Consider the following 24,382-nt stretch of genomic DNA (forward strand, 5'->3'; position numbering starts at 1 on the left):
AACGCGATCCGTCATCAGGCAGATGCAGGCAGCGTCAACAACAGAAACAGTCTGCGCATCGGGAACAGCACTTGCCCGTCGCCACCGCGCGGATAAGCCTTTTCCATGACCGTTTCGTAGAAGGCGATCAGCCGGTCGGCTTCGGACGGCGCGAGCCGATCCAGCAAGGGGCGGGCATATGTGCTCTCGGTAAACTTGCGCACCGGATGGGCGTCTTTTTCGGCGGCAAGCACCTGATAATAATCGGTCTCCCACATATCAAACGCCCCCAGCGGCGACAGCAGGTGGAAATACTCGGCCGGCAACATTACGGATGGACCAGCCTGCCAGTCTACCCGGCCGGGAAAATGTTCATCCATCAAAGACCGCCAGACCCGGTGCGATGGCGCATTGTTCTGATGCGGTATCTGGATTGCAAGCGTTCCGCCCGGCGCGAGCAGCCCCGCAAGTCGAGGCAAAAGATGCGAATGGTCTGGCAGCCATTGCAGGGCGGCATTGGAAAAGATCAGCGCAGGCGCGCGTGCAGGCACCCAATCGGCAATATCCGTCTTGAGCAATTCCGCATAGGTATCTGTCTTGCGGGCCTCTTCCAGCATCTTGTCGGAACTGTCGACGCCGATGACAGGCCGACCCAGCGTTGCAAGTGCCCGACCCACCGCGCCATTGCCACATCCAAGGTCAACCACCCCGCCAGATGGCAAAGACGGCACAGCCTTCAACAGATCCAGCGCCGGGCGCAAACGCAAACCCCGGAACCTTGCATAGGCCCCGGGGTTCCAATCGGTATGCGCGGATGCGCTCATGCGGTGGGCTCGGGTTCCAGCCCCGAATCGTCGGGTTTGGCCTTGGCCTTGGTCTTGGGAATCGCCGTGACGCTTGGTTTGTCCTCGGCCTCGGGCGTGCCGCTGTCATCATCGCTCGAATGCGGAGGCTCACCCCGGATCACGCGCTTGATTTCGTCGCCGGTCAGGGTTTCGTATTCCAAAAGCCCCTGCGCCAGCCGGTCCCATTCGTCCTTCTTGTCGGTCAGGATTTTGAAGGCGCGGTCATACGCCTCTCCGATGAAGCGTTTGACCTCTTCCTCGATCAGCTCCTTGGTGTTGGCAGACACCGACAGACCGGCGGTGTTGCCGCTATATCCTTCATGGGCTTCGGAATAGTCGATATTGCCGATCTTGTCGGACATGCCCCAACGCAGCACCATCGCGCGCGCCAAGGCCGAGGCTTGCTGGATATCGCCAGCCGGGCCGTTGGACACATTGCCTTCGCCGTATTTGATGATCTCAGCAGCCTTGCCGGCCATCGTCATCGCGAGCTTTTCCTCGCATTCGGATTTGTGCCAGTTGAGCCGGTCAATCTCTGGCAGGCTGACCACCATCCCCAGCGCCCCGCCGCGCGGGATGATCGTTGCCTTGTAGACCGGATCGCATTGCGGAAGGCTCATACCGACGATGGCATGACCGGCCTCGTGATAGGCGGTCTTTTCCTTCTGCTCGGGCGTCAGGACCATGGATCGCCGTTCAGCGCCCATCATCACCTTGTCCTTGGCATTCTCGAAATCTTCCATCGTCACAAAACGTCTGCCGACGCGGGCGGCCATCAGGGCCGCTTCGTTCACCAGATTGGCCAGATCGGCACCCGAGAAGCCGGGCGAACCACGCGCGATGATGCGCAGGTCCACATCCGGGCCAAGCGGCGTCTTGCGCGCATGCACGGCCAGGATCTTCTCGCGGCCCTTGATGTCTGGGTTGGGGACCGTCACCTGCCGGTCAAAACGTCCCGGACGCAGAAGCGCGGGGTCCAGAACATCGCGACGGTTGGTCGCGGCAAGGATGATGACACCTTCATTGGTCTCAAACCCGTCCATTTCGACCAGCAGCTGGTTCAACGTCTGTTCGCGTTCGTCATTGCCGCCGCCATGGCCTGCGCCACGGTTACGGCCCACGGCGTCGATCTCGTCGATGAAAACGATACAGGGCGCGTTCTTCTTGGCCTGCTCGAACATATCCCGGACACGCGACGCACCCACACCGACGAACATCTCGACAAAATCAGAGCCTGAAATGGTGAAGAACGGCACACCCGCCTCGCCCGCGATCGCGCGGGCCAGCAGGGTTTTACCCGTCCCCGGAGGACCAACAAGCAGCGCGCCTTTGGGAATCTTGCCGCCAAGACGGCTGAATTTCTGCGGGTTGCGCAGGAATTCGACGATCTCTTCCAGTTCTTCCTTGGCCTCGTCAATGCCCGCAACGTCATCAAACGTCACCCGGCCATGCTTTTCGGTCAGCAACTTGGCGCGCGATTTGCCAAAGCCCATCGCCCCGCCTTTGCCGCCGCCCTGCATGCGGTTCATGAAGTAGATCCACACCCCGATCAACAGAAGGAAAGGCAGCAATGACAGGATAAAGGTCTGGAAACCGGACTGTTCCTGGCTTTCGGCCCGGATTGTCACCCCGTTATTCATCAGCAATTCTGTCGCAGCAGCATCCGCTGGCTTGATGGTCACATAATCGTTGCCATCATTGCCGCGAAAGCGGATCTGCTCGCCATCCAGCGTGGCCGAAGAGACCGTGTTGGATTCGACCGACTCCACAAAGTCGGAATAGCTGATCTCGCGGCTCTGGAGAGTGTTGCCGCCACCCGAGAACAGATTGAACAGTGCAAGGATAAGCAGGAACAGGACCACCCAGAAGGCGATGTTGCGCAGATTGCCCAAGGAAACTTCTCCCAAAATTCGGTTGGCCCGTCCGTAGCACAGGGCGCTTGGAACTAAAATAGAGATCGCGGGCGCGTATTCAATGCAGAACGAACGACGCAGCAAAGGAAGACCCCGTATCCATCCTTTGAATATTGATCTTTTCACCATAGCCCAAATGCGGGCAAGCGACCAGAACTTCGGCGCGAAACGCGGCCGGAAAAGCATATAACATCTTCGCAACAGGTGCGCCCCGTGGTCGCCCGCCCGCCTGTTTCAGCCCGTCCGGCCCCAAAGCGCGCAGATAGCTGCCCTTCGGCACATCACCGCTTATCTGCCAGCGGCCGTCCCAGAACTCGCCGGGTCGCGCGGGCGCGCCAAGGGCTGAAAATTCGCGGCCCACCCGAATTTGCGCGTCGACACACCGCACGTCACAGCCATGCAACGTGCCCATTCCGCCCGCCAGCACGCGCTCTGCCAACTGTTCGAGGGACTGCAATCGTGGGCGATATTCGGCCGATGCAACCCAGCGAAGTGATTGCGCCAAGATGCGCAGCCGGGTGTCCTCTTCGGTCTCGGCAAAGCCGTCGCGGTCAATCAGCACGGCCCCCGTGGGCAAGCCGTTCAAAGATTCTTCATCCGCAATTCGCGCGGCCACGTCGCGGGCACGGGCGTTCAGCGCGTTCCGCGCGCGTGTCAAACGGTGTGCTGTGGCGTTCAGCGTCTCGCGGTCCAATCCTTCAGCTTCCAACACGTCCAGCAGCTTGCGCATACGCACCCGGTCATAGGTGATGTCATCATTGGAAGGGTCATCGACCCAACGACCTTGTAAACAGCGCAGGTAATGGCGCAACTCGGCGCGGCTCATGTCAAGGCAGGGCCGCAGAACGCGGAACCCCGGCGATTGTCTGTGGCCGCCAGAAGATGCCGGCGGCGGTGCCGTCCAGCAGACATCGCGGGCCGGCAAAGCGGGCTTGCCCGCCGGATACGGACACGCATTGACAGAGGCCTGCATCGCGGCCAGCCCTTCGACGCCAGAGCCGCGCTTCAGTCGCATCAGAAAGGTTTCGGCAACGTCGTCCTGGGTATGCGCCATCAGCACATGCGCCAGCCCCGCGCGCCAGCGGTCAATCAACGACAGGCGCGCGCGTCGGGCCGAATCCATCAGGTTGCCCTGCCCGTCCCAATGCCAGCGCAGCGTTGCATGGGGGTGGCCCAGTTGGCTGCATTCCTCGGCGACCATCGCGGCCTCTGCGGCGCTTTCGGCGCGCAAACCGTGATCCACCGTCACCACCCACAGGCGCACGCCCCACACCCGCGCCCAGTTATGCGCAAGTGTCAGCATCGCCATGCTGTCGCCCCCACCGGAAACGGCCAGCGCAACATCTGTGGGGAAATCGGGGCCTAGCAGCTGCCCCATATTGTCGGCAAATCGCTGGTCCAGCGATGGCTGTCCGCTCACTGGCAGGACAGCCCCGCCATCGCCTGCTTTGCTTCGGCGACCTGAGCCGAGGATGGAAAACGCAGCTCCACCTCTGCCAGCGTCAGGCAGGCCTCATTGGTCTTGCCCAGCTTGCCAAGCGCCTCGCCCAGCTTGAACAGCGCCACATCCGCGACCTTGCTTTGCGGATACCCGGAATAGCTGTCAAGATAGGCCCGCGCCGCCTCGCGCATGTCGCCCGCGCCTTCCAGCGCGCGACCCCGCCCCAGCAGGGCGTCAGGTTCTAGCGGTCCGCCGGGATAGGTCTCGCGAAAGGTCTCAAACTGGTTCGCGGCGCTTTGAAAGTCACCATTGGCGAGCGCCTCCGACGCCCGCCGAAAATCCGTCTCTTCGCCCACGGCCAGTTGTGACTCGCCACCGGACGCCGAGGAAGCGTCCGGTTTCGCAGGCTGCGCAGCCCCCGAAGACACCGCAGGCGCCGCGCCGCCACCAAGCGTCGACGTTTCGCCCAGCTTCGAGACATCGCCGCCTTCCAGTTCGACCAACCGAAACTCCAGATCGCCGATCCGGTTGGTGCCATCTTCGACGACCCTGTCGATGCGGAACTCCAACTCTTCGGTCTTGGACGTCAGACGCTGCAATTCAGCCTCGATGGAGTTGACCCGTTCCAGCGTATCGCCTGCCACGTTGACCTGCGCGGCCCCGGTCGTCGACAGCTCTGTCCGGAGCCGTTTGACCTCTATGCTCAGCAAGGTCAGATCCTGCCGAATATCGGCCAGGGATTGCGCGCGGTCCTGCGCCAGCACTGTGCCGGGCAGAGCAAGGGAAAGGATCAGAAGCGTGGCTCTGAACATGGGCTGGATTCCTTCAGGTCGGTCTTAACTGGTCAGCCCGGCAGAGATGATCGTGACCGCGCGGCGGTTCTTGGCATAACATGCCTCTTCCGAACAGATCGCGATCGGGCGTTCCTTGCCGTAGCTTACGAATTTCAACCGCGATGGCGAGATCCCCTTGGAGATCAGGTATTGCTGGACGGCACTCGCGCGGCGCGCGCCAAGGGCCAGGTTGTATTCGCGTGTGCCCTGTTCGTCGGCATGGCCTTCGATCACCGCGAGATAGTCCGAATTGGTTTGCAGCCATTGTGCCTGCCCGTCTAGCGTGGCGCGCCCTTCAGGTGTCAGCGTGGACTGGTCAATCAGGAACAGCACACGGTCCCCGACGGTCTGCTGGAAATATGCTGGTGAACGCGGGTCCTGCGCACTGCCCGGCACCGGGGCGTTCGACAAAGACCTGTTATTCGCATTGCTGCCATCGCCCATACCGTTGAATCGGTCGGCATTGGCACAAGCCGATACGGCAAGCGCCGCGCTCAGCATCAAGGCGGTGGAAATTCTACTCATGGCTACTGTCCTGCTCATATTTTCCTGAGTTTCTAACATATTTTCAGGCGTCTGGAAACGCCCACACGTTTTATGGCTGAAGTGGCCCCCAGCTTGGATCAGATGCGCCGCCGGGTGTGCGCACTTTCTTGAGGTTCCGGCCCGAAATATCGACCGAATACAGCGATGCCTCGCCGGATTCGCCCTGGGTTTCGCGGGTGAACATGATGACCCTTCCGTTGGGGGCCCATGTCGGCCCCTCGTCAAGGAAGGACGCGGTCAGCAAACGTTCTTCGCTGCCATCGGTGCGCATGACGCCGATATGAAAACGGCCCGCATTCTGTTTGGTAAAGGCAATCAGATCACCACGCGGCGACCACACGGGCGTGCCGTAACGACCGGGACCAAAGCTGATCCGTTGCGCCTCTCCTCCGCCGGTGGGCATGATATAGAGCTGCTGCGTCCCGGACCGGTCGCTTTCGAAAACAATCCGGTTGCCATCCGGCGAATAGCTGGGCGCGGTTTCGATCGACGGCGCGGTCGTCAGTTGCGATGTCTGCCGGGAATTCACGTCCATCGAGAAAATATCGGTATTTGCCCCTTGGGTCAGCGAATAGATCACCGTTTGACCGTTGGGCGCAAAGCGCGGCGCAAAACTCATATCGCCCTCGCGGCTTTCAAGGATGGTGCTTTGCACATTGCCCACATTGATGATGTGGATACGGGGAAAGCCGGTTTCATAACTGGTATAAAGCACGCGGTCGCCGGTGGGCGAAAAGCGCGGAGCCAGAACGATGGATGAACTGTCGGTCAGGTACTGCACATTCGCGCCGTCGTAATCCATGATCCCCAAACGCTTGCGACGGTCGTCCTTCGGGCCGGTTTCGGATACGAAAACCACACGGCTGTCGAAATATCCGCCCTCGCCGGTGATCCGGCTGTAGACCGCGTCGGACACTTTATGCGCCATGCGGCGCCAGCCATCGGTGGTGCCGGCAAATTGCAGCCCTGCCCCAAGCTCGGTTCCGGCAAAGACATCATAGACCCGGAACTTGACCACAAGCTGATCGCCATTGACAGTGACGGCCCCGGTGATCAGCGCCTGCGCGTTGATTGCTTTCCAATCGGCAAATTGCACCGGGCTGGCAAAGCTGGTGATCTGGCTGATGAAAGCGTCGCGCGGGATCTCGCGGAACAGACCGGTGCCGGTCAGGTCGTCCGCCACTACCCGTGCAAGCTGTGCCGCCATTTCGGACCCACCCGCGCTTTCAGAGACGAAATCGGGCACGGCATAGGGCAAAGGTTCAACCACGCCTTCGGTGATCTCGATCCGTAGCGGACCATCCTGCGCCAGCGCCGGAAGCGACAGCATGAACAGGGCGGAAATCAGGGCCAGCAGGCGTGTCATCATCATCTCAGCCTCATTTTCTCGGGGTTGAATGTCATCTCTATATCGCGCCATTGCTCGTACTTCTCGGCCGGCAAGTCATATCCATCCTTCTGACAGCGCAGCACGGCACGGCGCGCAGCCTGAAAGGCAACATCCACAGACGAACCGCTGCCACCTTCAGACCCGATCATACGCATGTCGCCCACGACCTTGCCACTACGATCCAGCGACATCGCAAGCGTCACGGTGATATTCGCGGCCTCGCTGCCAACATCGACCACCCAGCAATCCTGCACGGCGACGCGCAATGCCTCGCGTTCGCCACTGGTCAAAGGCGGCCCGGAGGGTGCCGACGGTTCCGGATCTGCCGCGCCGCCAAGGGCTTCGGCCAATGCCGCCTGCACTGCGTCCTCGGACACGCTTGGCTGCGACGCAGGCGCGTCGGGTGTGGTTGTGGGCGGTTGCGTCTCGGCTGGTGTCTCGGGCTCGGCCGCGGCCACGCGTTCAGGCCGGGTTCTTGGCCGCACAGACCGTGTCGGTGCCAACGCTGCCGGCTCCTCGGCCTCGGTCACGATCTCTGTCGCGGCCTCTGCTTCGGCGGTGGTTTCTTCGGCATCGGGGGGCGTGTCGGTCGTGGCCTCCGGGTCCGGTGCCGTCTGGGTCTGATCGGCGATGGTCACATCCGGTTCCGGCGGGGCCACGGGTTCGGGGGCGACGCGCGGTGCCGGACGCGGTTGCGGACGCAACGCGGCCGTCGGCACGTCAAAATCCGGCTCCGGATCTGGTGCGGGCGGCTCTGGCTGCGGGCTGGGTTCTGAAACGTCCGGCGAAGGCAGAGGCGCAGGTTCGGGCACATCCGGAACAGCATCGGCGGGTTCCTCTGGCGCTGGCGCTTGTGGCTCGGCGACCTGTTCGGGGGCCGGGGCTTCTGCCGGAACGTCGGGGGCCGTGTCTTCGGGAATATCCGGCTGCTGCGGAACCGTCGGTTCGGGCACGCTTTGCGGCGCATTCGATGCCTCGGTCAACGCCGCGAATTCCTCTGACGAGATCACCGAGACGTCAGTCACCTGCATCTCTGGCGGATCGGCGGAAAACACCGGCCCCAGAAGAAGCCACACGATCAGGCCCAGATGACCTGCTCCCGAGATATATTGCCCCGTATGCACGTCTGGCCTCAGCCATCGCTCTGGTCGAGAGCGGGTCCACCGATATCCGTCACCAGCCCGATCGACGAAAAGCCGCCCGCATTGAGCGCGCCCATGACCTGCGCCACGGTCTCATACGACACGATGCCATCCGCGCGCAGGAACACCCGGTCATCCGAGCGTTCGGCAGCAATCGCGCGCAGTTTGGCGACCAATTGATCGCGCGGGGTTTCGGTGTTCTGGATCAGGATGCCGCCCTCGGCCGTGATGGTGATGGTCAGCGGCTCTTCGGTCTCGTTGGGCAAGGCACCCGCTGCGGTCTTTGGCAATTCGACCGGCACACCAACCGTCAGCAGCGGCGCGGCCACCATGAAGATGATCAGCAGCACCAGCATGACGTCCACAAACGGCGTGACGTTGATTTCGGACATCGGCCGCGCGCGGCGTCCGCCGCCACGCCTGCGCCTGCGGCCACCACCGCCCGAGGAATTGAGAAGCCCCGCCGCCATCGCTCAGCTATCCAATTGACGGCTGAGAATGGTCGAGAATTCGTCCGCGAATGCCTCGTAGCCTGCGATGATACGGTCGCTGTCGGCGCTCAGCTTGTTGTAGAAGATCACAGCCGGAATCGCGGCCAGAAGACCCAGCGCGGTGGCCAGCAGCGCCTCGGCGATACCGGGGGCCACGACAACCAGCGAGGTGTTCTGCTGCGCTGCAATCTCGATAAACGCGTTCATGATGCCGAACACCGTGCCGAACAGACCCACGAAGGGTGCGGTTGACCCGATTGAGGCCAGCACCGGCAGACCGCCTTGCAGCTCTTCGGCCTCTTTCTGGATCGACACATCCATGCTGCGGTCAATCCGCGCCTGAGCGCCCGCAATCAGCGCGCCATCCTCGCGGTGGCTGCGTTGCCATTCGACCATGCCGGCCGCAAACACCCGCTCTGCCCGTCCGGAAGGGTCGACACCGATCTGCCCGAACAGCTCGTCCAGCGGCTCGCCCGACCAGAACGCACGGTCAAAGATCGCCGCCTCGCGCCGGGCCTGCCTGTAGGAAATCAGTTTCTGAATGATGATCGACCATGACCAGAAAGAGGCGACGATCAGCAGGATCATCACCAGTTTCACGGTTATCGTGGCCCGTGCAAAAAGCCCCCACATGGAGAAATCTATCTCCTGCGCCAGGGCAAGGGTCTCAGCTTCCATTTACCTGCTCACTCGGTTCCGCCGCCGGTGCGTTATCGCCCGGTCCGTTCTCATTGCCAGTGATTCTAGCGGAAAACACGGGGGAAACCAACAACTGCCGCATCACGAGCGCGACAGCACCGATCCTTAGTGCAAAATCAGGCGGATATTTGCCGGAAGCCTGGCTGGCTGGCCGCTTTCCTGCAAGGCAACCAGCGTCACGATGGCGGAAAACAGCCGCTCGCCATCGCGCAGCACGTCCTGTTTCAGCACGATCCGTGCGCCTGTGACCTGCTCGACAGTGGTGTCCACTTCCAACGCGTCATCGAACCGGGCGGGCATCAGATAGTCGGCCTCGACCCGGCGCACGGCAAAGACGATCCCCTCGGCCTCTTTCAGACGGGACTGGTCAATCCCCAGTCCGCGCACCCATTCGGTCCGGGCGCGCTCGATGAATTTCAGATAATTGGCGTAATAGACGATGCCCGCGAGGTCGGTATCCTCGTAATAGACATGCACGGGAAAACGGTGGTTCATGCGCTGGCCCTTGTTTCAAAAGTCGTTTTCAGCAACTGCTGCGACCCTAGGGGCAGGCAGATAGGCGCACAAGACCGGGGGGCGCTTGCGTTACTCTGGCGGCGTCTGGCGGGCATAGAGGCGCAGCGCATGGCTGGCATCCTGCGCGACGGCGGGCAAAATCGGGGCGTATGCCGCGCGGATCAGCCCGGCAATCTCGGGCCGCAGGATCAACCGGCCGTCTTCCAGACGCCCCAGAGGCGAGCGCCTGGCGAAGGCCTGTTCCGACCAAAGCAGGATCGCCTGCACCGCCTGTCCCAGCGCCAAAGTCTCGGCGGGTTGCTCTGTCATCTCCCCCGACATCCGGATGAAGATGAAACAGGCCCGGATCGCGCCCGCGTCGTCGAAACGAAACACCCGGTACTGGCTGGCATCCGCCTTGGTCAACCGCGCGACAAGCGGTTCCAGATCCGGCACCAGCCGATCAAGATTGGGCACGCCGGGCAGTTCCTGCCAGTCGCGGAAGAAGAAGATCATCAGGTTGGAGCCGAGTTCCGGGTCAGTCTCGACGACCTCATGGCCCGCCAGCTTTGCCACCGCCTCGATCGCGCCTTTGAGGACGGGCAGGGTCTCTTCCTCGATCCCGAAGGCGACCGGGGCAAGAGGCCGCCCCCAGCGCGCGAACCGGTAGGTGCCATCAGCTTGGGTGAAATGGGCGGCGATCTCTTCTGGGGTCATCAGGGCGGTCATGGAATCCTCGGGCGCGCGGTTCGATGCGGTGCTGGAGTAAATGCGCGCGCTGCGAATTTCCAGCCCCGGACGCGAAAAACCGCAAGGCCCCGGCTCGGGGGCCGGGGCGGGACAGAGCTTGTGGCCGCGTCCGGACCGGATAATCCGCAGGGATCAGTCGAACAGATCGACCTGCCCCGGTGCGCGCGGAACTGCCAGACCAAGATGCGTCCAGCCTTTTTGCGCCAGCATCCGGCCACGGGGCGTTCGCTGGATCAGACCCTGTTGCAGCAGGAACGGTTCGATCACCTCTTCCAGCGCGTCGCGGCTTTCGGACAGCGCGGCGCTGATCGTCTCGATCCCGACCGGGCCACCGCCGTAGTTCTCCGCAATGAGCCTCAGATAGCGACGGTCCGCGCCATCAAGGCCCAGCTTGTCGACGCCGAGACGGGTCAGCGCATTGTCGGCAAGCTGCCGGGTGAGGTGCCCGCCCCCCTCGACCACGGCGAAATCCACCACGCGGCGCAGCAACCGACCGGCAATCCGCGGCGTGCCGCGCGCACGGCGGGCAATTTCCAACGCCCCATCGGATTCCGCCTGCACCCCCAGCTTTTCAGCGTTGCGGGTGACGATTTTGTGCAATTCCTCGACCGTGTAGAATTCCAGCCGGGTCGGGATGCCGAAACGGTCGCGCAACGGCGTGGTCAGCAGGCCCAGACGCGTGGTGGCCCCGACCAGCGTGAAGGGTTGAAGCTCTATCCGGACGGTCCGCGCGGCGGGGCCTTCGCCGATCACCAGATCCAGTTCAAAATCCTCAAGCGCCGGGTAAAGCACCTCTTCGACCACGGGGCTGAGGCGGTGGATCTCGTCAATGAACAGGACATCGCGTGCCTCAAGGTTTGTCAGGATCGCGGCCAGATCGCCCGCCTTGGCAAGCACCGGGCCAGAGGTCATCCGGAACCCCACGCCCAATTCGCGCGCCATGATCTGCGCCAATGTGGTCTTGCCAAGGCCGGGCGGACCGTGGAACAGCGTGTGATCCATCGCCTCGCCACGTTGCCGCGCGGATTGGATAAAGATCCGCAGGTTGGCACGCGCCTCGGCCTGCCCGATGAAATCGCCCAGCATCTGCGGGCGCAAGGCGCGGTCGTGATCCTCTGGCAGTGCTTCCGGTCGCAATGTCGGGTCTGGTTCGGTCATGTCGGCCCCTTACCCCTTTGGCGCGAGCAGCTTCAGCGCCGCGCGGATCAGGCCGGATGTGTCTGCCTCCGGCGTCTCGGCAGCCGCGGTGGCCACGGCAGACGCCGCCTCGCCCGGCGCGTAGCCAAGGTTGGACAGGGCCGAGAGCGCCTCTGCCTGTGCGGCGGCAGAGGGCGCGGGCGCAGGTGCGGCGCGCGCGACCGGTGCCGCAACGGGCGTTTCGATCACCTCGTCCAACATGGCAGGGCTGGCGGCCCCGCCGCGTCCGCCCATCGCCATGACGGCGGGTGCCTTGTCTTTCAGCTCGTTCACCACGCGCTGTGCGGTCTTGGGGCCGATGCCCTTGGCCGCTTTTACGGAATTCCAATCGCCCATCGAGATCGCCCGGCTGACCCCATCCGGCCCCAAGGCCCCAAGGATCGCCAGCGACGCCTTTGCGCCAACGCCCTGAACACTCATCAACAGGCGGTGCCATTCTTTCTCGATCAGGGTCGGGAAACCAAAAAGTTGCAGAATATCCTGCCGCACCAGAAGATCGGTATAAAGCGCCACCGCCTCGCCGACGCCGGGAAGCGACAGCAGCACCCGGTCCGAGCAGTGGACAACATAGCCCACGCCGCGCACGTCGATCAGCACATGGTCATCCCCGAGATAGTCGATACGTCCGGAAATCTTGCCAATCATGCGCGCACCCTCAGGCCAGGGGCGCGGGCGTGATGCGCGTGACAGATCGCGATCGCAAGCGCATCCGCCGCGTCGGCACCGGCAAAGGTCACACCGGGAAGCTGCATCTTGACCATATGCTGCACCTGAGACTTGTCGGCATGTCCGACCCCCACAACCGTCTTCTTGATGGTGTTCGGAAAATACTCGCCCACGTCGATACCGTATTGCGCGGGCACCAGCATCGCAATACCGCGCGCCTGCCCCAGCTTCAGCGTGCCCGCCCCGTCCTTGTTGACAAAGGTCTGCTCCACCGCCGCCTGGTCGGGTTGATAGCGCATCAGCACATCGGTCAACTGGCTATGCAGCGCCAGCAGACGCAGTGACAAGACTTTGCCTTCGGAAACGCAATGCCCGTTCGCGACATGGCTGATTCGGCTGCCATCGACGTCGATCACGCCCCATCCAAGGGTCCGCAACCCCGGATCGATCCCCAGAACACGCATCACTGCCCACCCGTTGTTGTTTTTTTGACCCACTAGCACGAAACGCGAACAAACACCAAGCAGAATGAAAACGACACGCTTTATGTCCGAAAGCGACCTCGGCGCCACCAAAGCGACAGGGTGCTGCTGTTCGAGGCCCGAAAACGTCTCTTTCCAGCCCAGGCGCGACACGGATAAATGGCTCAATTCACCTATTTTTTTCGCCATGCGCCTAATCTCAAAGCATTGCGAAAACCGCATATGACCTATGCGCTTTCGGTCCTTGCCGAAATTCGTCCCCCCGCCTAACTCGGCAGCAGAATGAAACCTTCGGGCAGGACGCCCGCTAACCGCTTGAGTATGTGACATGCCCGTAATCGACACCACCCGCACCCACTTTCACACCGTGCTTCTGGCCGACCGTGTTGGTCAGGTTCTTGCCAATGCCTATGCCGGCATCAAAGGCTGGAACGAAGAGCGTCAGACCCGCAAGGCTCTGTCCAGCCTTACCGACACCGAGCTGGCCGATATCGGCCTGACACGCGGCGAGATCAACTCTGTCGCACGGGGACGCTAAGCCAATTTCGGCTTTGCACGGCAGGCCAACGGCCGCACCATCAGGTGCGGCCGTTTTACGTTGGAATACCCTGGGATTTAGACGCAGGCGTCCCGTGCAGTTCAGCATCGCGCAAGCAGGATCATCGTCATTCAGCGGAGTTCTTCGTCAGCGTAAGCGTCGACCAATCGCCGATCTGTTCGTGATGCGACAAGGTCATGCCGTGGCCCGCATAGACCCCGATCACCTCTTGCGCCTGCTCGTTCAACAGCCCTGACAGGATCGCCCAGCCACCGGGGCACAGATGTGCGGCCATAGCCGGTGCAAGGTCAATCAACGGGGCCTTGAGGATGTTGGCAAAGACAAGATCGAACGGTGCTTTGGCTGCAAGGTCGGGATGATCGAACCCTGTCGCCTCCAAGCAAGCCACGCGCCCTTCCAAACCGTTGGCTGCGACATTTGCCAGCGCCACGTCCACCGCGACCTCGTCAATATCGGACGCCACCACGGGATCGGTCCAGATCCGCGCGGCTGCCATTGCCAGAACCGCCGTGCCGCAGCCGATATCGGCGACATTGCGACCGACAAACCCATTGTTGGCCAATCGGTCCAGCGCACGCAAACAGCCCAAGGTCGTGGCGTGATGGCCGGTGCCGAACGCCATTGCCGCCTCGATCAGCAGAGGTTCGGACCCTTCGGGAACCTTGTCGGCATCGTGACTGCCATAGACGAAAAAGCGGCCCGCCTCGACCGGGGCAAGATCACGACGCACCTTGGCGACCCAATCGACATCGGGCAACTCGCTGACCACAAAGTCCCGCGCGCCATGTGCTGCGCTCAACAGGCTCAGCGCCACATCGTCGGGCGCTTCGGTGAAATAACCCCCCACTTCCCACAGGCCGGACCCATCCTCCATCTCGAACACGCCGATGCCGGTGGGTTCGGGGATCATATTCTCCATCGCGGCGCCAAGCGCCTCGGCCGGGGCTTTGCCGGTCAGGGTGGTGAAAGCGGTGAATGTCGGCATTGCGGCGTCTCCGGGGCTTGATGTGTCATCCGGGTAGGCGCGAAGACGTCCGCCGTCAAGCCGCGCCCGTCAGCTGCGCAAGCGCCACCCGGTGCGGAAGATGATCCACACCACCGCCATGCACAGGGCGCAAAACCCCGCAATGGCCAGCAAGCTCAACCCAACCGGCACATCCGCCGTCCCGAAGAACGCCCAACGGAAGCCGGAAATCAGGTAGACGACCGGATTGAACAGCGTGATCGTCTGCCAGATCGGCGGCAGCATGGAGATCGAGTAGAACGATCCGCCCAGAAACACCAAGGGCGTGACGATCAGCAGCGGAATCAGTTGCAACTGTTCAAAGTTTTTCGCCCAGATCCCGATGATGAACCCGAACAGCGCAAAGCTGATGCAGGTCAGGATCAGAAAACCCGCCATGGCCAGCGGATGCTGGATACTCAGATCCACGAAGAAGGCCGACGTGCCCAGGATCACCAGTCCGATGAACAGCGCCTTGGTGGCCGCCGCCCCGGCATAGCCCAGCACGATTTCCAGAAAATTCACCGGCGCGGAAAGCTGTTCGTAGATCGTGCCGATGAATTTCGGAAAGTAGATCCCGAAACTGGCATTCGAGATGCCCTGAGTCATCACCGTCAGCATGATCAGCCCCGGCACGATGAACGCGCCATAGCTGACGCCCTCGACCTGATCTATCCGACTGCCGATGGCGGTGCCGAAGACCACGAAATACAGCGAGGTGGAGATGACCGGCGAGATGAAGCTTTGCAGGAAGGTGCGAAAGAAGCGCGCCATTTCAAAGTAATAGATCGAACGGACCGCTTGCAGGTTCATGCTGCATCCTCCTTCACCAAGCCAACGAATATATCCTCCAGACTGGACTGATGGGTGCGGATGTCGCGCAATGTCAGGCCCGCCGCGGCGATCTCTGCCAGCAGGTTCGTGATGCCCGTGCGGTCTGCCGTCGTGTCATAGGTATAGACCAGCGCCCTCCCGTCTTCGATCAAGCGCAGATCGTAGGCCGCAAGCGCATTCGGTATCTCCGCCACGGGTTCTTGCAGATCGACGATCAATTCCTTGCGGCCCATCCGCGCCATAAGAGCGGCCTTTTCCTCGACCAGCAGCAATTCGCCCTTGGCAATCACGCCCACGCGGTCGGCGATGGCCTCTGCCTCTTCTATATAATGCGTTGTCAGGATGATCGTCACGCCATCGGCCTTGAGTTGCGCAACGGTGTCCCACATATCGCGCCGAAGCTCGACATCGACGCCGGCGGTGGGTTCATCCAGAAACAGCACGCGCGGTTCGTGAGACAATGCCTTGGCGATCAACACGCGCCGCTTCATGCCGCCCGAAAGCTCGTTGACCTTGGCATCGCGCTTGTCCCACAGCGACAGCTGGCGCAGGATGCGTTCCAGCAGCGCGTCGTCGCGCTTGCATCCGAACAAGCCGCGCGAAAACCGCACTGCATCCATGACCTTCTGAAACGGCTCCAGATTGATTTCCTGCGGCACAAGCCCGATCAGCTGCCGCGCCGCGCGGTATTCGGTGATCGTGTCATGCCCGCCCACGCTGATCGTGCCGGAGGTCGGCACCGCGATTCCGCAAACAGCGGAAATCAACGTGGTCTTGCCTGCCCCGTTAGGCCCAAGCAGCGCCAGAATCTCGCCTTCGCGGATCTCCAGCGAAACACCTTTCAACGCCTCGAACCCGCCATCATAGATCTTACGAAGGTTCGAAATCTTTACCATAGCCGTCATATGCGTCTCCTGTATGCGACGCGAAAGCTAAACCTGTCTGTTCAGAATGCAACCTGCGTCAGCGCAGGTCAGTCTGTGCGAAATCGCCGTCGACGCGAATCCGCGCTGCGTCCGGGCCATTGCTGGCCAGGGCGCAGCAGCTTCGCCACGAATCCAGAAAGACCTACCAGCCTTACCGGTCAGCCGGCCTAGCCGTTGCGCACCGTATCAATCATCAACTGCACGTTGTCGGGGTCCGCGTCCGGCGTGATGCCATGGCCGAGGTTGAAAATATGCGGCCCACCGCGAAGCGCATCCACCACGCGCCGCGTCTCGTCCACCAGATCCTGCCCGCCGGTGACCATGTGTTTCGACGCAAGATTGCCCTGCACACACCCATCCACCTGCACATGGCTGGCAGCCCAGTCCGGGCTGACGGAATTGTCGATGGCCACACAATCGGCCCCCGTTGCCTTGGCAAACCCGACATAGCGCTCGCCTGCTTCACGCGGAAACGCGATGATCGGCGTATCCGGGTGTTTGACCTTCAACGCCGAGATGATGCGCTGTGCGGGCTTGAGGCAAAAGTCATCGAAATCCGCGCCTTTCAGCGACCCCGCCCAACTGTCGAAAAGCTTGACGACCTCCGCACCCGCCTCGATCTGGCAGGACAGGTAGTCGATGGTTGCGTCCGTCAGCCGGTCCATCAGCGCCTCGAAAAGCGGGCGGTTTTCGGCTTTGAGCGCATGGGCAGGCCCCTGATCCGGTGTGCCCTTGCCGGCAATCATATAGGTCGCCACGGTCCAGGGTGCCCCGGCAAAGCCGATCAGCGTGGTCTCGGGCGGCAATTCCCCCTTCAGGATGCGGATCGTCTCATAGATCGGCGACAGGGTTTCGTGGATCATCTCGCCCTGCCCCAGCCGGTCGAAATCCGCCTGTGCGGTCACGGTGGACAGCCGCGGCCCTTCGCCGGTGACAAACCAAAGATCCGCCCCCAGCGCCTGCGGCACCAGAAGGATATCGGCAAACAGGATCGCCCCGTCAAACCCGTAGCGGCGGATCGGCTGCATCGTGACCTCTGCGGCCAGTTCGGAATTGTAGCACAGCGACAGAAAGTCCCCGGCCTTTGCCCGTGTCGCGCGGTATTCGGGCAGGTAGCGCCCCGCCTGCCGCATCATCCAGATCGGCGGGACAGGCTGTGCCTCTCCGGCCAGTGCGCGCAGAATGGTCTTGCTCATCGCCATGTCGTCCTTCTCGTCAATCGACCCGTGGTCCCTTGCGGGCGGCGATATGTCAAGCCATCGCGGCTTGCCGGGGCAGGATGACGCGACTAAAGCTGGGCGCATGACGCATACACTTCCCTCTCCCGACACCCCGCTGAAGATCGGCACCCGTGCTTCGCCCCTGGCGCTGGCCCAGGCCCACGAGACCCGAGACAGACTGGCCGCGGCCTTTGCACTGGACGCTGCTGCCTTTGAGATCGTTCCGATCAAGACCACCGGTGATGACCGGGCGCTGATCGCCGCAGACCGGCCGCTGAAAGAAATCGGCGGGAAAGGCCTGTTCACCAAGGAAATCGAAGAACAGCTTCTGTCCGGCGGCATCGACATTGCCGTGCATTCGATGAAAGACATGCCGGTGCTGCAACCTGCCGGGCTGGTGCTGGACTGCTACCTGCCCCGCGAGGATGTGCGCGACGCGTTTGTCTCGAATGACTTTACCGGCATCTTCGAATTGCCGCATGGATCAACCGTGGGCACGTCGTCGCTGCGACGCCGTGCGCAACTGCTGCACCGACGCCCGGATCTGACTGTCGTCGAGTTTCGTGGCAATGTGCAGACCCGGCTGCGCAAGCTGTCAGAGGGCGTCGCGGACGCCACGTTCCTTGCCATGGCCGGGCTGAACCGGTTGGCGATGGCGGACGTGCCCCGCACCGCAATCGCCCCCGAGGACATGCTGCCCGCCATTGCCCAGGGTGCCATCGGGATCGAACGCCGCGCCGATGATGCCCCCACAGCCCATATGCTGGAAGCGATCCATGATGCGCTGACCGGCAAGCAACTGGCGGCAGAGCGCGCCTTTCTGGCCACGCTCGACGGGTCTTGCGAGACGCCGATCGGCGGGTTGGCGGAACTGGACGGCGGCACCTTGCGGCTGCGCGGGGAAATCCTGCGCCCGGACGGCTCGGATGCCGTGTCCGACGATGCCAGCGCACCGGTCGAGGACGGGGCCGCGTTGGGCCATGAAATGGCGCGCAAGCTGTTGGCGCAGGGCGGGCCGGGCTTCTTTGACTGGCGCAATTGAGGCGACCACACCCTCTGGGTCAAATGGTCTCGGTCCGGCAGCGTGCGGTGCCGTTCAGTCGTCCGGCACACGGAACGTCAATGACGCCCATAGCGATTCCCAAACCGGGTCATCCTGCGCCTCTGGGTCCAGCGGGCGCATGACCACGGAATCGACAAGATAGGTATGGCCGGGGCTGACCGGGAATATCGCCACCCCCTCCTCGTCGGTGCGGTAAAGCGTCGATGTAACGGCCCCATCGGGTGCCTTGTCGAACAGTTCAACCTGTGTGTCCGTGCGCAATGCGCCCTCATATAGAACCGTTACCGGAAACCCAGTGGACAGATCATCGGTATAGGGGTTCGCCTGCGCCACGATCTCTGTCAGCAACCCGACCTCGCGATCACGCCCTGCCCCATCTCCGACAGCAATCAGGCTTTTGCCATATCGGCTGTAGCGCTCGCGAAATCCGGTTTCCGGCAAACCGCGTGCGCGGTGCTGATCCATGGCCCAGCCAAAATCCTTGTGGGTCGTGAAGGATTCGAATTTCACCCATTCCTTGTAGGTCAGCAGATAATCGGTGGTTTCATGCACCACCACCGCCAGCCCCTCTTGCAGTGCGGGCATGGTCAGCGCAGGCCTGTCCCCGGCCCGACCGGGGACCTCTGACAGATCACCGCCCATCACCACGTCGAAACGACGAAACCGCATCGGCAGATAGGAAAATGCCGAGCCTTCGAAATTCTCGCCCACTCGAATATCCGCAACCAACGGGGCATCCACCGTGATCTGATACTCCAGCGGCGAAATCCAGAATTCATGGGCAGTGGCCGCGACGGGTAAGAGTGCGGCAATCAAGGCAAGCGCACGCATCGGCAAAATCCTTACGGTTGGTCGGCAGTAGGGCCGAACTGTAGCGGCGCTGCACAGGGTTTCAATCCACAGATGCGTGAGAGTGGCAGGCGCGGCCCCTGCCTCACAAGACAAAAGACAAAAATGATGCCGCGACGTGACCTGCAAGCGCTCGGCTCAAAGACCTGCGTGATCGCTTCACGCGATACGTTTGGCGCGATCTTCAATATCCTTGGCGTATTCGGCAATACGCACCCGGAACCGCTTGCCAATATTACCCTTTGCCAGCTTCATCGACTGCATCAGCAGCCGCGCCGAAAGCGTCCGGGGGCGCGGCGCGACCTTCATCGCCAGCCGTGTGCGCGATCGGGAGAGTGCGACCAATTCTATCGACACGCCGACATCCAGACCACCTGACGTCCCGGCAAAGGCCAGAGATTCCGGCCCTTCATACCGCGTGAGTTCGATGGTTGCGGTGCGCGTCTTGCCGCGAAACGCGAAAGTCGTGGCCCAGGTCATGCCGGCACCGGGTTCGAACATTCGGTCGGTGCGCCGCACATCTATCCCCCGGCGCAGAGCAGAACGTTCGAGGACATCGAAATCCGTTACCGCCGCAAAAACCGCGTCCAAAGGCGCGTCGATGTCTTCGTTCGCTGTCAGTTCCATCGTGTTATTGCCTTGCTTCGCCGTGGATCTGTCCGGGATCTGACAGACCGCCAGTTTTGCGTCATTCGTCCCTGTCCGCAAGCCAGTTGCTCAGCAGGAACTGCGCGATTGCACCTTTTCGGGCAGGCAGTATGTCGGTTCTTCTGCCGGCGAAGACCTCCATCAATTCCTCGCGGGTGATCCACAAAGCGTCCTCCAATTCCACCGGGTCCAGACTGATTTCATGCGTCAGCGCCTCTCCTGTACAACCCAGCATCAAAGAGGATGGAAACGCCCAGGGCTGGCTGGCGAGGTATCTGACATGCCCGATGCGTATGCCCGCCTCTTCATAAACCTCACGGCGCACGGCGGCCTCCATCGTTTCTCCCGGCTCGACAAAGCCTGCAAGCAGGGAATACATACCGTCCGGCCAATGTGGCGAGCGGCCCAGCAGGACAGAATTTCCACGGGTGACAAGCATGATAACAACCGGATCGGTGCGCGGAAAATGATGCGTTTTGCAGACCGGGCAAATGCGCTGCCAACCCGCCATGAAAATATCCGATTTGGCACCGCAAGCGGCGCAGAATCCGTGTGTGCCATGCCAGCCAAGGATTGCCTTGCCGGTCGCGGCCAGTTCGGCATCGCGTGCATCCAGCAGGGTCATAACGGCGCGCAGCTCTGCAAAATGCTGCCCCTCGGTCAGAGCCGGATGGGTCTGTTCGGACTGGTCGTGAAATTCCTGAAGTGCCGCCTCGTCGAGCCCCTCTGGCACCCAGCCGCGCAGTTCATAGGCAAAATATCCGGCCTCTTCAGTTTCGCGCCCCAGAAAGACAGGGGCTGCCAAACCCGTCAGGATCGGGTGCCGCATCGGCAACCTTGCCAGCATCATCCCCTCACCAACAGCGACCACCAGCGGCTTGCCGCGCCAGAACAACACCGCGCGCGACGCGTCAGAATCAGCGAGCGCCTTCAATTTCGGCGCATCTCCGCGCATTTCCCCAGCCCGGTCGAGCGAAGATCCGCCGAAGGTCACGGTTTCAGAAAATTGCATGCAAATGCTCCCATTTATGTCACACTTCCCATGTCATGCCCCTGATCCGGTGGCAAACACCTTGAGTTTGACCAAGCGGCTGCGCGACCAAGAGTTGACCCTCTTTTCAGCAACCTGTTCCAGTTGTCTTGTCATCGGATTGTAGTCTTCGCATGCTCTTGTCACGTCAATGCCTTAACGGAGCCGAACAATGCCCAAGACCGTCTTCCCGACCCTTTCACGACGCGCTTTCCTTGCCGGTACGGCAGCGGGGGCGTCGATGATCACGTTGCATCCATTCTCGGCCCGCGCGGCCGAAGGGCAGGTCCATTTGCGGATCATGGAAACCACGGACCTGCATGTGCATGTCTTCCCCTATGACTATTATTCCGACCGGCCGGTGGACACCGTGGGCCTGTCGCGCACCGCGTCGATCATCGGCGACATCCGCGCCGAGGCGACCAACTCGATGCTGGTCGACAATGGCGACTTTCTTCAGGGCAACCCGATGGGCGACTACATCGCCTATGAGCGCGGCATGAAGGAAGGCGACTTGCACCCGATCATCACCGCCATGAACACCGTTGGATTTGACGCGGGCACGATCGGCAATCACGAATTCAACTACGGGCTGGATTTCCTGATGAAATCTGCCGCCGGTGCCGAATTTCCGATCGTGCTGGCCAATCTGGCCACCGAAAAAGGTGCCGCCCCGCGCGACGACACCACGCTGTTCACCCCCTATGTGATCCTTGACCGCACCGTGACCGACGGTGCGGGTGCCAGCCACGACATCAAGGTGGGCATTATCGGATTCACCCCGCCGCAGGTGATGAACTGGGACAGCAAGCACCTGCAAGGCAATGTCGAGGCCCGCGATATCGTCGAGACCGCCCGCACCTATATCCCCGAGATGAAAGAGGCAGGCGCCGACATCATCATCGCGCTGTCGCATTCCGGCATCGGCGCGGCCAAGGAAACCGACGGTATGGAAAACGCCAGCGTGCCGCTTGCCTCGGTTGACGCGGTGGACGCGGTGATGACCGGCCACAGCCACCTGGTCTTTCCATCGCCCACCTATGCGGATTACGCCGCAGTCGATGTGGACAAGGGCACGATCCACGGCAAGCCCGCCGCGATGGGCGGCTTCTGGGGCAGCCATCTGGGCGTGATCGACCTGATGTTGGAACGCGAGGGCGGCGAATGGCGCGTCGTGTCCACCGCGTCAGAGGCGCGCCCGATCAGCAAACGCAACGAGGATCGGTCCGTCACGGCGCTGGTCGAGGATGATCCGGCCGTGCTGGACAGTGTGCGCCAGCAGCACGAGGAAACGCTTGCCTATGTACGCCGCGCCGTCGGCAAGACCTCTGCGCCGCTGCACAGCTATTTCGCGCTGGTGGCCGATGATCCGTCGGTGCAGATCGTGTCGATCGCGCAGAAATGGTATATCGAGCAGATGCTGGAAGGCACCGAATACGAAGGCCTGCCAATCCTGTCCGCTGCTGCCCCCTTCAAGGCCGGTGGCCGGGGTGGACCGGACTATTACACGGATGTGCCTGCCGGTGATGTGGCGATCAAGAACGTGGCCGACCTTTACCTTTATCCCAATACGGCACGGGCGGTGAAGGTGAACGGCCAGCAACTCAAGGACTGGCTGGAACGCTCTGCCGGCATGTTCAATCAGGTAGAGGTGGGCAAGGCCGATCAGGTGCTGCTCAACACCGAATTTCCCAGCTATAATTTCGATGTGATCGACGGCGTGACCTATCAGATCGACCTGTCGCAGCCGTCGAAATACGGCCCGAAGGGCGAGCCGCTGAACCCCGATGCCAACCGCATCGTGGATCTGGCCTATGATGGCCAGCCAGTAACGCCGGACATGGAGTTCATCATCGCCACCAACAACTACCGTGCCAGCGGCGGCGGCAGTTTTCCGGGCGCGATGGGCGACACGATCATCTTCGAGGCACCCGACACCAACCGCGACGTCATTGTGCGCTATATCGTGGAACAAGGCACCATCAATCCATCCGCCGATGCCAACTGGTCCTTCGCTCCGCTGAAAGACACCAGCGTATTGTTCGAAACCGGCCCGAAGGCGCGTGACTACACGTCCGATGTGAAGGGCGTGACCATTCAGGATGCCGGCGACGGTGCCGATGGCTTCGCGCAATTCCGCATCACGCTCTGACACGCAGACGCGTTGACGCGACAAGTTACCGCTAACTATAGCGACACGGGCGGCTCGACAGCGCCGCCCGTATGGTGTTTACAGCACCTTGCATCCGATCTGGTTCATGCGATCTCCACATACATCGCCCCGCTAAATGCGTGATACCGTCCGGAAAATCCGCGATCCGATGCAACACGGTTGAGGCCCGCAAAACGCGGACCGGCAAATACGGGCGCTACAGGAGAAACCATGACCTTCGCTGCTGTAATCTTTGATCTCGACGGCACCCTGATCGACACGGAAACCCTGTCGATGAATTCCTCCCGGATCGCGTTTGAGGCACATGGGCTGCCTGTGACGGACAAGCTGCTGCACAGCCTCATCGGCAAGGACAAGGTTGCGGGAACGTCGATCCTGCGCGCGGAATATGGCGATATCGACCTACCCGCGCTGTTCGCAACCTGGGTCGAGGTCGCGCGCGAGCATTTCGAGACGGAGATTCCCCTGAAGCCCGGCGTCGAAGAGCTGCTGACCTGGCTGGCAGAGCGTGACGTGCCCCGCGCGATCTGCACCTCGTCCAGTCAGGCAGAGGCGGACCAGAAATTGCGCATTACCGGGCTTGGGCGTTGGATAAAAACCGTTGTGACCGTGGACTGCATCACCAACGCCAAACCGCATCCCGAACCCTATCTGGAAGCCGCGCGCCGCCTGCGCGTCAGCCCAGAGTCCTGTCTGGCCTTCGAGGATAGCGAAACCGGCGCGCAAGCGGCCTTTGCCGCCGGGATGCATGTTGTACAGGTGCCCGACATCATTCCGGCCTCGGGGAAATTCGCCCAAATCGTCGCGGACAGCCTGCTGTTGGGCGCGCATCAGGCCGGGTTGCTACCGGCACCTTGCGAATCTTGATCCAACACCCTAGATAGGGGGTGAGAGGTTGGCGCGGGCGAGCGCCTCGCCAACCCGGTCAGATCCGGAAGGAAGCAGCCGTAACGAGCCCCGCTTGGGTCGTTGTCCAGCCTCTCACCTTTCCCCGCATCATGCGAGAGCCGCGAATGGTTGCCTTGGCGGCGACTGTTCAGCGCCCGTCAGGGGGCCACGCGGACCCACCTGCTTTCGACGTTACAACCGTTCCGCGCCGAATGTATCGCAATCGGCCATCCGCCCGCTGTCATAGCCGCGCGCGAACCAGCCAGAGCGCTGTTCGCTGGACCTTTGGCCGACGTGTTTGTACGCTCTGCCCGACACAG

General features: G+C 61.9%; 26 protein-coding genes and 1 other RNA gene. 5 read left to right on the forward strand and 22 right to left on the reverse strand.

Annotated elements, in window-relative coordinates; genetic code table 11:
- Window positions 1-14 precede the first annotated feature (14 nt).
- From DMZ65_RS10835 to ruvC, 14 genes are all read right to left on the reverse strand, one after another.
- Window positions 15-803 (reverse strand): methyltransferase domain-containing protein, encoded by a 789-nt coding sequence (locus DMZ65_RS10835; RefSeq protein ID WP_116598928.1) that lies wholly within the window; start codon window positions 801-803, stop codon window positions 15-17.
- On the reverse strand, window positions 800-2,716 hold the full coding sequence (gene ftsH, locus DMZ65_RS10840) for an ATP-dependent zinc metalloprotease FtsH (protein WP_116598929.1): 1,917 nt from the start codon (window positions 2,714-2,716) through the stop codon (window positions 800-802). The genes DMZ65_RS10835 and ftsH overlap by 4 nt, the downstream gene beginning before the upstream one ends.
- 79 nt (window positions 2,717-2,795) lie before the next feature.
- Window positions 2,796-4,157 carry a tRNA lysidine(34) synthetase TilS gene (gene tilS / locus DMZ65_RS10845; RefSeq protein WP_500048336.1) on the reverse strand — a complete coding sequence of 454 codons (1,362 nt, stop codon included), beginning with the start codon at window positions 4,155-4,157 and terminating at the stop codon, window positions 2,796-2,798.
- Window positions 4,154-4,990, reverse strand: a complete 837-nt coding sequence (gene ybgF / locus DMZ65_RS10850; protein WP_116598930.1) for a tol-pal system protein YbgF — start codon at window positions 4,988-4,990, stop codon at window positions 4,154-4,156. Before ybgF ends, tilS begins: the two co-directional genes overlap by 4 nt.
- Window positions 4,991-5,014: 24 nt before the next feature.
- The gene (pal, locus tag DMZ65_RS10855) at window positions 5,015-5,536 is read right to left on the reverse strand and encodes a peptidoglycan-associated lipoprotein Pal (protein WP_116598931.1); all 522 of its coding nucleotides are present in this window, start codon (window positions 5,534-5,536) and stop codon (window positions 5,015-5,017) included.
- 70 nt (window positions 5,537-5,606) lie between these two features.
- Entirely contained in the window at window positions 5,607-6,926 is a 1,320-nt protein-coding gene (gene tolB, locus DMZ65_RS10860; RefSeq protein WP_116599011.1) for a Tol-Pal system beta propeller repeat protein TolB, read from the reverse strand.
- The gene (gene tolA / locus DMZ65_RS10865) at window positions 6,926-8,071 is read right to left on the reverse strand and encodes a cell envelope integrity protein TolA (RefSeq protein ID WP_198662673.1); all 1,146 of its coding nucleotides are present in this window, start codon (window positions 8,069-8,071) and stop codon (window positions 6,926-6,928) included. The genes tolB and tolA overlap by 1 nt, the downstream gene beginning before the upstream one ends.
- An 8-nt stretch (window positions 8,072-8,079) precedes the next feature.
- Entirely contained in the window at window positions 8,080-8,559 is a 480-nt protein-coding gene (gene tolR / locus DMZ65_RS10870; protein WP_084352996.1) for a protein TolR, read from the reverse strand.
- 3 nt (window positions 8,560-8,562) lie between these two features.
- A complete protein-coding gene (gene tolQ / locus DMZ65_RS10875) occupies window positions 8,563-9,258 on the reverse strand; it encodes a protein TolQ (RefSeq protein ID WP_116598932.1) in 696 nt (231 codons plus the stop codon).
- Between the two features lie 126 nt (window positions 9,259-9,384).
- On the reverse strand, window positions 9,385-9,774 hold the full coding sequence (ybgC, locus tag DMZ65_RS10880) for a tol-pal system-associated acyl-CoA thioesterase (protein ID WP_116598933.1): 390 nt from the start codon (window positions 9,772-9,774) through the stop codon (window positions 9,385-9,387).
- 90 nt (window positions 9,775-9,864) lie between these two features.
- A complete protein-coding gene (locus tag DMZ65_RS10885; protein ID WP_116598934.1) occupies window positions 9,865-10,503 on the reverse strand; it encodes a hypothetical protein in 639 nt (212 codons plus the stop codon).
- A gap of 153 nt (window positions 10,504-10,656) precedes the next feature.
- Window positions 10,657-11,682 carry a Holliday junction branch migration DNA helicase RuvB gene (ruvB, locus tag DMZ65_RS10890; RefSeq protein WP_116598935.1) on the reverse strand — a complete coding sequence of 342 codons (1,026 nt, stop codon included), beginning with the start codon at window positions 11,680-11,682 and terminating at the stop codon, window positions 10,657-10,659.
- Window positions 11,683-11,691: 9 nt separating this feature from the next.
- Window positions 11,692-12,366, reverse strand: coding sequence for a Holliday junction branch migration protein RuvA (gene ruvA / locus DMZ65_RS10895; RefSeq protein WP_116598936.1), 675 nt, complete (start codon window positions 12,364-12,366; stop codon window positions 11,692-11,694).
- The gene (ruvC, locus tag DMZ65_RS10900) at window positions 12,363-12,851 is read right to left on the reverse strand and encodes a crossover junction endodeoxyribonuclease RuvC (protein WP_179141467.1); all 489 of its coding nucleotides are present in this window, start codon (window positions 12,849-12,851) and stop codon (window positions 12,363-12,365) included. The genes ruvA and ruvC overlap by 4 nt, the downstream gene beginning before the upstream one ends.
- Window positions 12,852-13,197: 346 nt before the next feature.
- On the opposite strand from ruvC, the gene DMZ65_RS10905 reads away from it, so the two are divergent.
- Window positions 13,198-13,407, forward strand: coding sequence for a DUF1127 domain-containing protein (locus DMZ65_RS10905; RefSeq protein ID WP_116598937.1), 210 nt, complete (start codon window positions 13,198-13,200; stop codon window positions 13,405-13,407).
- A gap of 127 nt (window positions 13,408-13,534) precedes the next feature.
- Here the strand turns inward: DMZ65_RS10905 and DMZ65_RS10910 are convergent, their stop codons facing one another.
- The 4 genes from DMZ65_RS10910 to hemE all read right to left on the reverse strand — a co-directional run bounded on the left by DMZ65_RS10910 (window position 13,535) and on the right by hemE (window position 17,393).
- The gene (locus tag DMZ65_RS10910) at window positions 13,535-14,413 is read right to left on the reverse strand and encodes a 50S ribosomal protein L11 methyltransferase (protein WP_116598938.1); all 879 of its coding nucleotides are present in this window, start codon (window positions 14,411-14,413) and stop codon (window positions 13,535-13,537) included.
- 69 nt (window positions 14,414-14,482) lie between these two features.
- Window positions 14,483-15,244, reverse strand: coding sequence for an ABC transporter permease (locus DMZ65_RS10915; RefSeq protein WP_116598939.1), 762 nt, complete (start codon window positions 15,242-15,244; stop codon window positions 14,483-14,485).
- The gene (locus DMZ65_RS10920) at window positions 15,241-16,170 is read right to left on the reverse strand and encodes an ABC transporter ATP-binding protein (RefSeq protein WP_116598940.1); all 930 of its coding nucleotides are present in this window, start codon (window positions 16,168-16,170) and stop codon (window positions 15,241-15,243) included. Before DMZ65_RS10920 ends, DMZ65_RS10915 begins: the two co-directional genes overlap by 4 nt.
- Window positions 16,171-16,358: 188 nt before the next feature.
- Entirely contained in the window at window positions 16,359-17,393 is a 1,035-nt protein-coding gene (gene hemE / locus DMZ65_RS10925; protein ID WP_116598941.1) for a uroporphyrinogen decarboxylase, read from the reverse strand.
- Between the two features lie 100 nt (window positions 17,394-17,493).
- Here hemE and hemC point away from each other — a divergent pair, with 100 nt between their 5' ends.
- Complete coding sequence (gene hemC / locus DMZ65_RS10930) at window positions 17,494-18,453, forward strand: hydroxymethylbilane synthase (RefSeq protein WP_116598942.1); 960 nt, start codon at window positions 17,494-17,496, stop codon at window positions 18,451-18,453.
- Between the two features lie 54 nt (window positions 18,454-18,507).
- Here the strand turns inward: hemC and DMZ65_RS10935 are convergent, their stop codons facing one another.
- The 3 genes from DMZ65_RS10935 to nudC form a co-directional block, all read right to left on the reverse strand.
- Window positions 18,508-19,305, reverse strand: a complete 798-nt coding sequence (locus DMZ65_RS10935; protein WP_116598943.1) for a DUF4198 domain-containing protein — start codon at window positions 19,303-19,305, stop codon at window positions 18,508-18,510.
- Window positions 19,306-19,482: 177 nt separating this feature from the next.
- A complete protein-coding gene (locus DMZ65_RS10940) occupies window positions 19,483-19,950 on the reverse strand; it encodes an SRPBCC family protein (RefSeq protein WP_116599013.1) in 468 nt (155 codons plus the stop codon).
- A 61-nt stretch (window positions 19,951-20,011) separates the two neighbouring features.
- Window positions 20,012-20,983: an NAD(+) diphosphatase gene (nudC, locus tag DMZ65_RS10945; RefSeq protein WP_116598944.1), complete on the reverse strand. Its 972-nt coding sequence runs from the start codon at window positions 20,981-20,983 to the stop codon at window positions 20,012-20,014.
- Between the two features lie 190 nt (window positions 20,984-21,173).
- Between nudC and DMZ65_RS10950 the strand changes: the two genes are divergently transcribed.
- The 3 genes from DMZ65_RS10950 (at window position 21,174) to ffs (ending at window position 24,161) form a co-directional block, all read left to right on the forward strand.
- Window positions 21,174-23,153: a bifunctional 2',3'-cyclic-nucleotide 2'-phosphodiesterase/3'-nucleotidase gene (locus DMZ65_RS10950; protein ID WP_116598945.1), complete on the forward strand. Its 1,980-nt coding sequence runs from the start codon at window positions 21,174-21,176 to the stop codon at window positions 23,151-23,153.
- Window positions 23,154-23,384: 231 nt separating this feature from the next.
- Window positions 23,385-24,041, forward strand: coding sequence for an HAD family hydrolase (locus DMZ65_RS10955; RefSeq protein ID WP_116598946.1), 657 nt, complete (start codon window positions 23,385-23,387; stop codon window positions 24,039-24,041).
- A gap of 21 nt (window positions 24,042-24,062) precedes the next feature.
- Window positions 24,063-24,161: signal recognition particle sRNA small type (gene ffs / locus DMZ65_RS10960), an RNA gene on the forward strand.
- A gap of 93 nt (window positions 24,162-24,254) precedes the next feature.
- Here the strand turns inward: ffs and DMZ65_RS19675 are convergent.
- Window positions 24,255-24,380, reverse strand: a complete 126-nt coding sequence (locus tag DMZ65_RS19675; protein WP_232824968.1) for a neutral zinc metallopeptidase — start codon at window positions 24,378-24,380, stop codon at window positions 24,255-24,257.
- Between the last annotated feature and the right edge of the window lie 2 nt (window positions 24,381-24,382).

It is taken from the genome of Primorskyibacter marinus, from assembly GCF_003313245.1.
GTDB lineage: Bacteria > Pseudomonadota > Alphaproteobacteria > Rhodobacterales > Rhodobacteraceae > Primorskyibacter > Primorskyibacter marinus.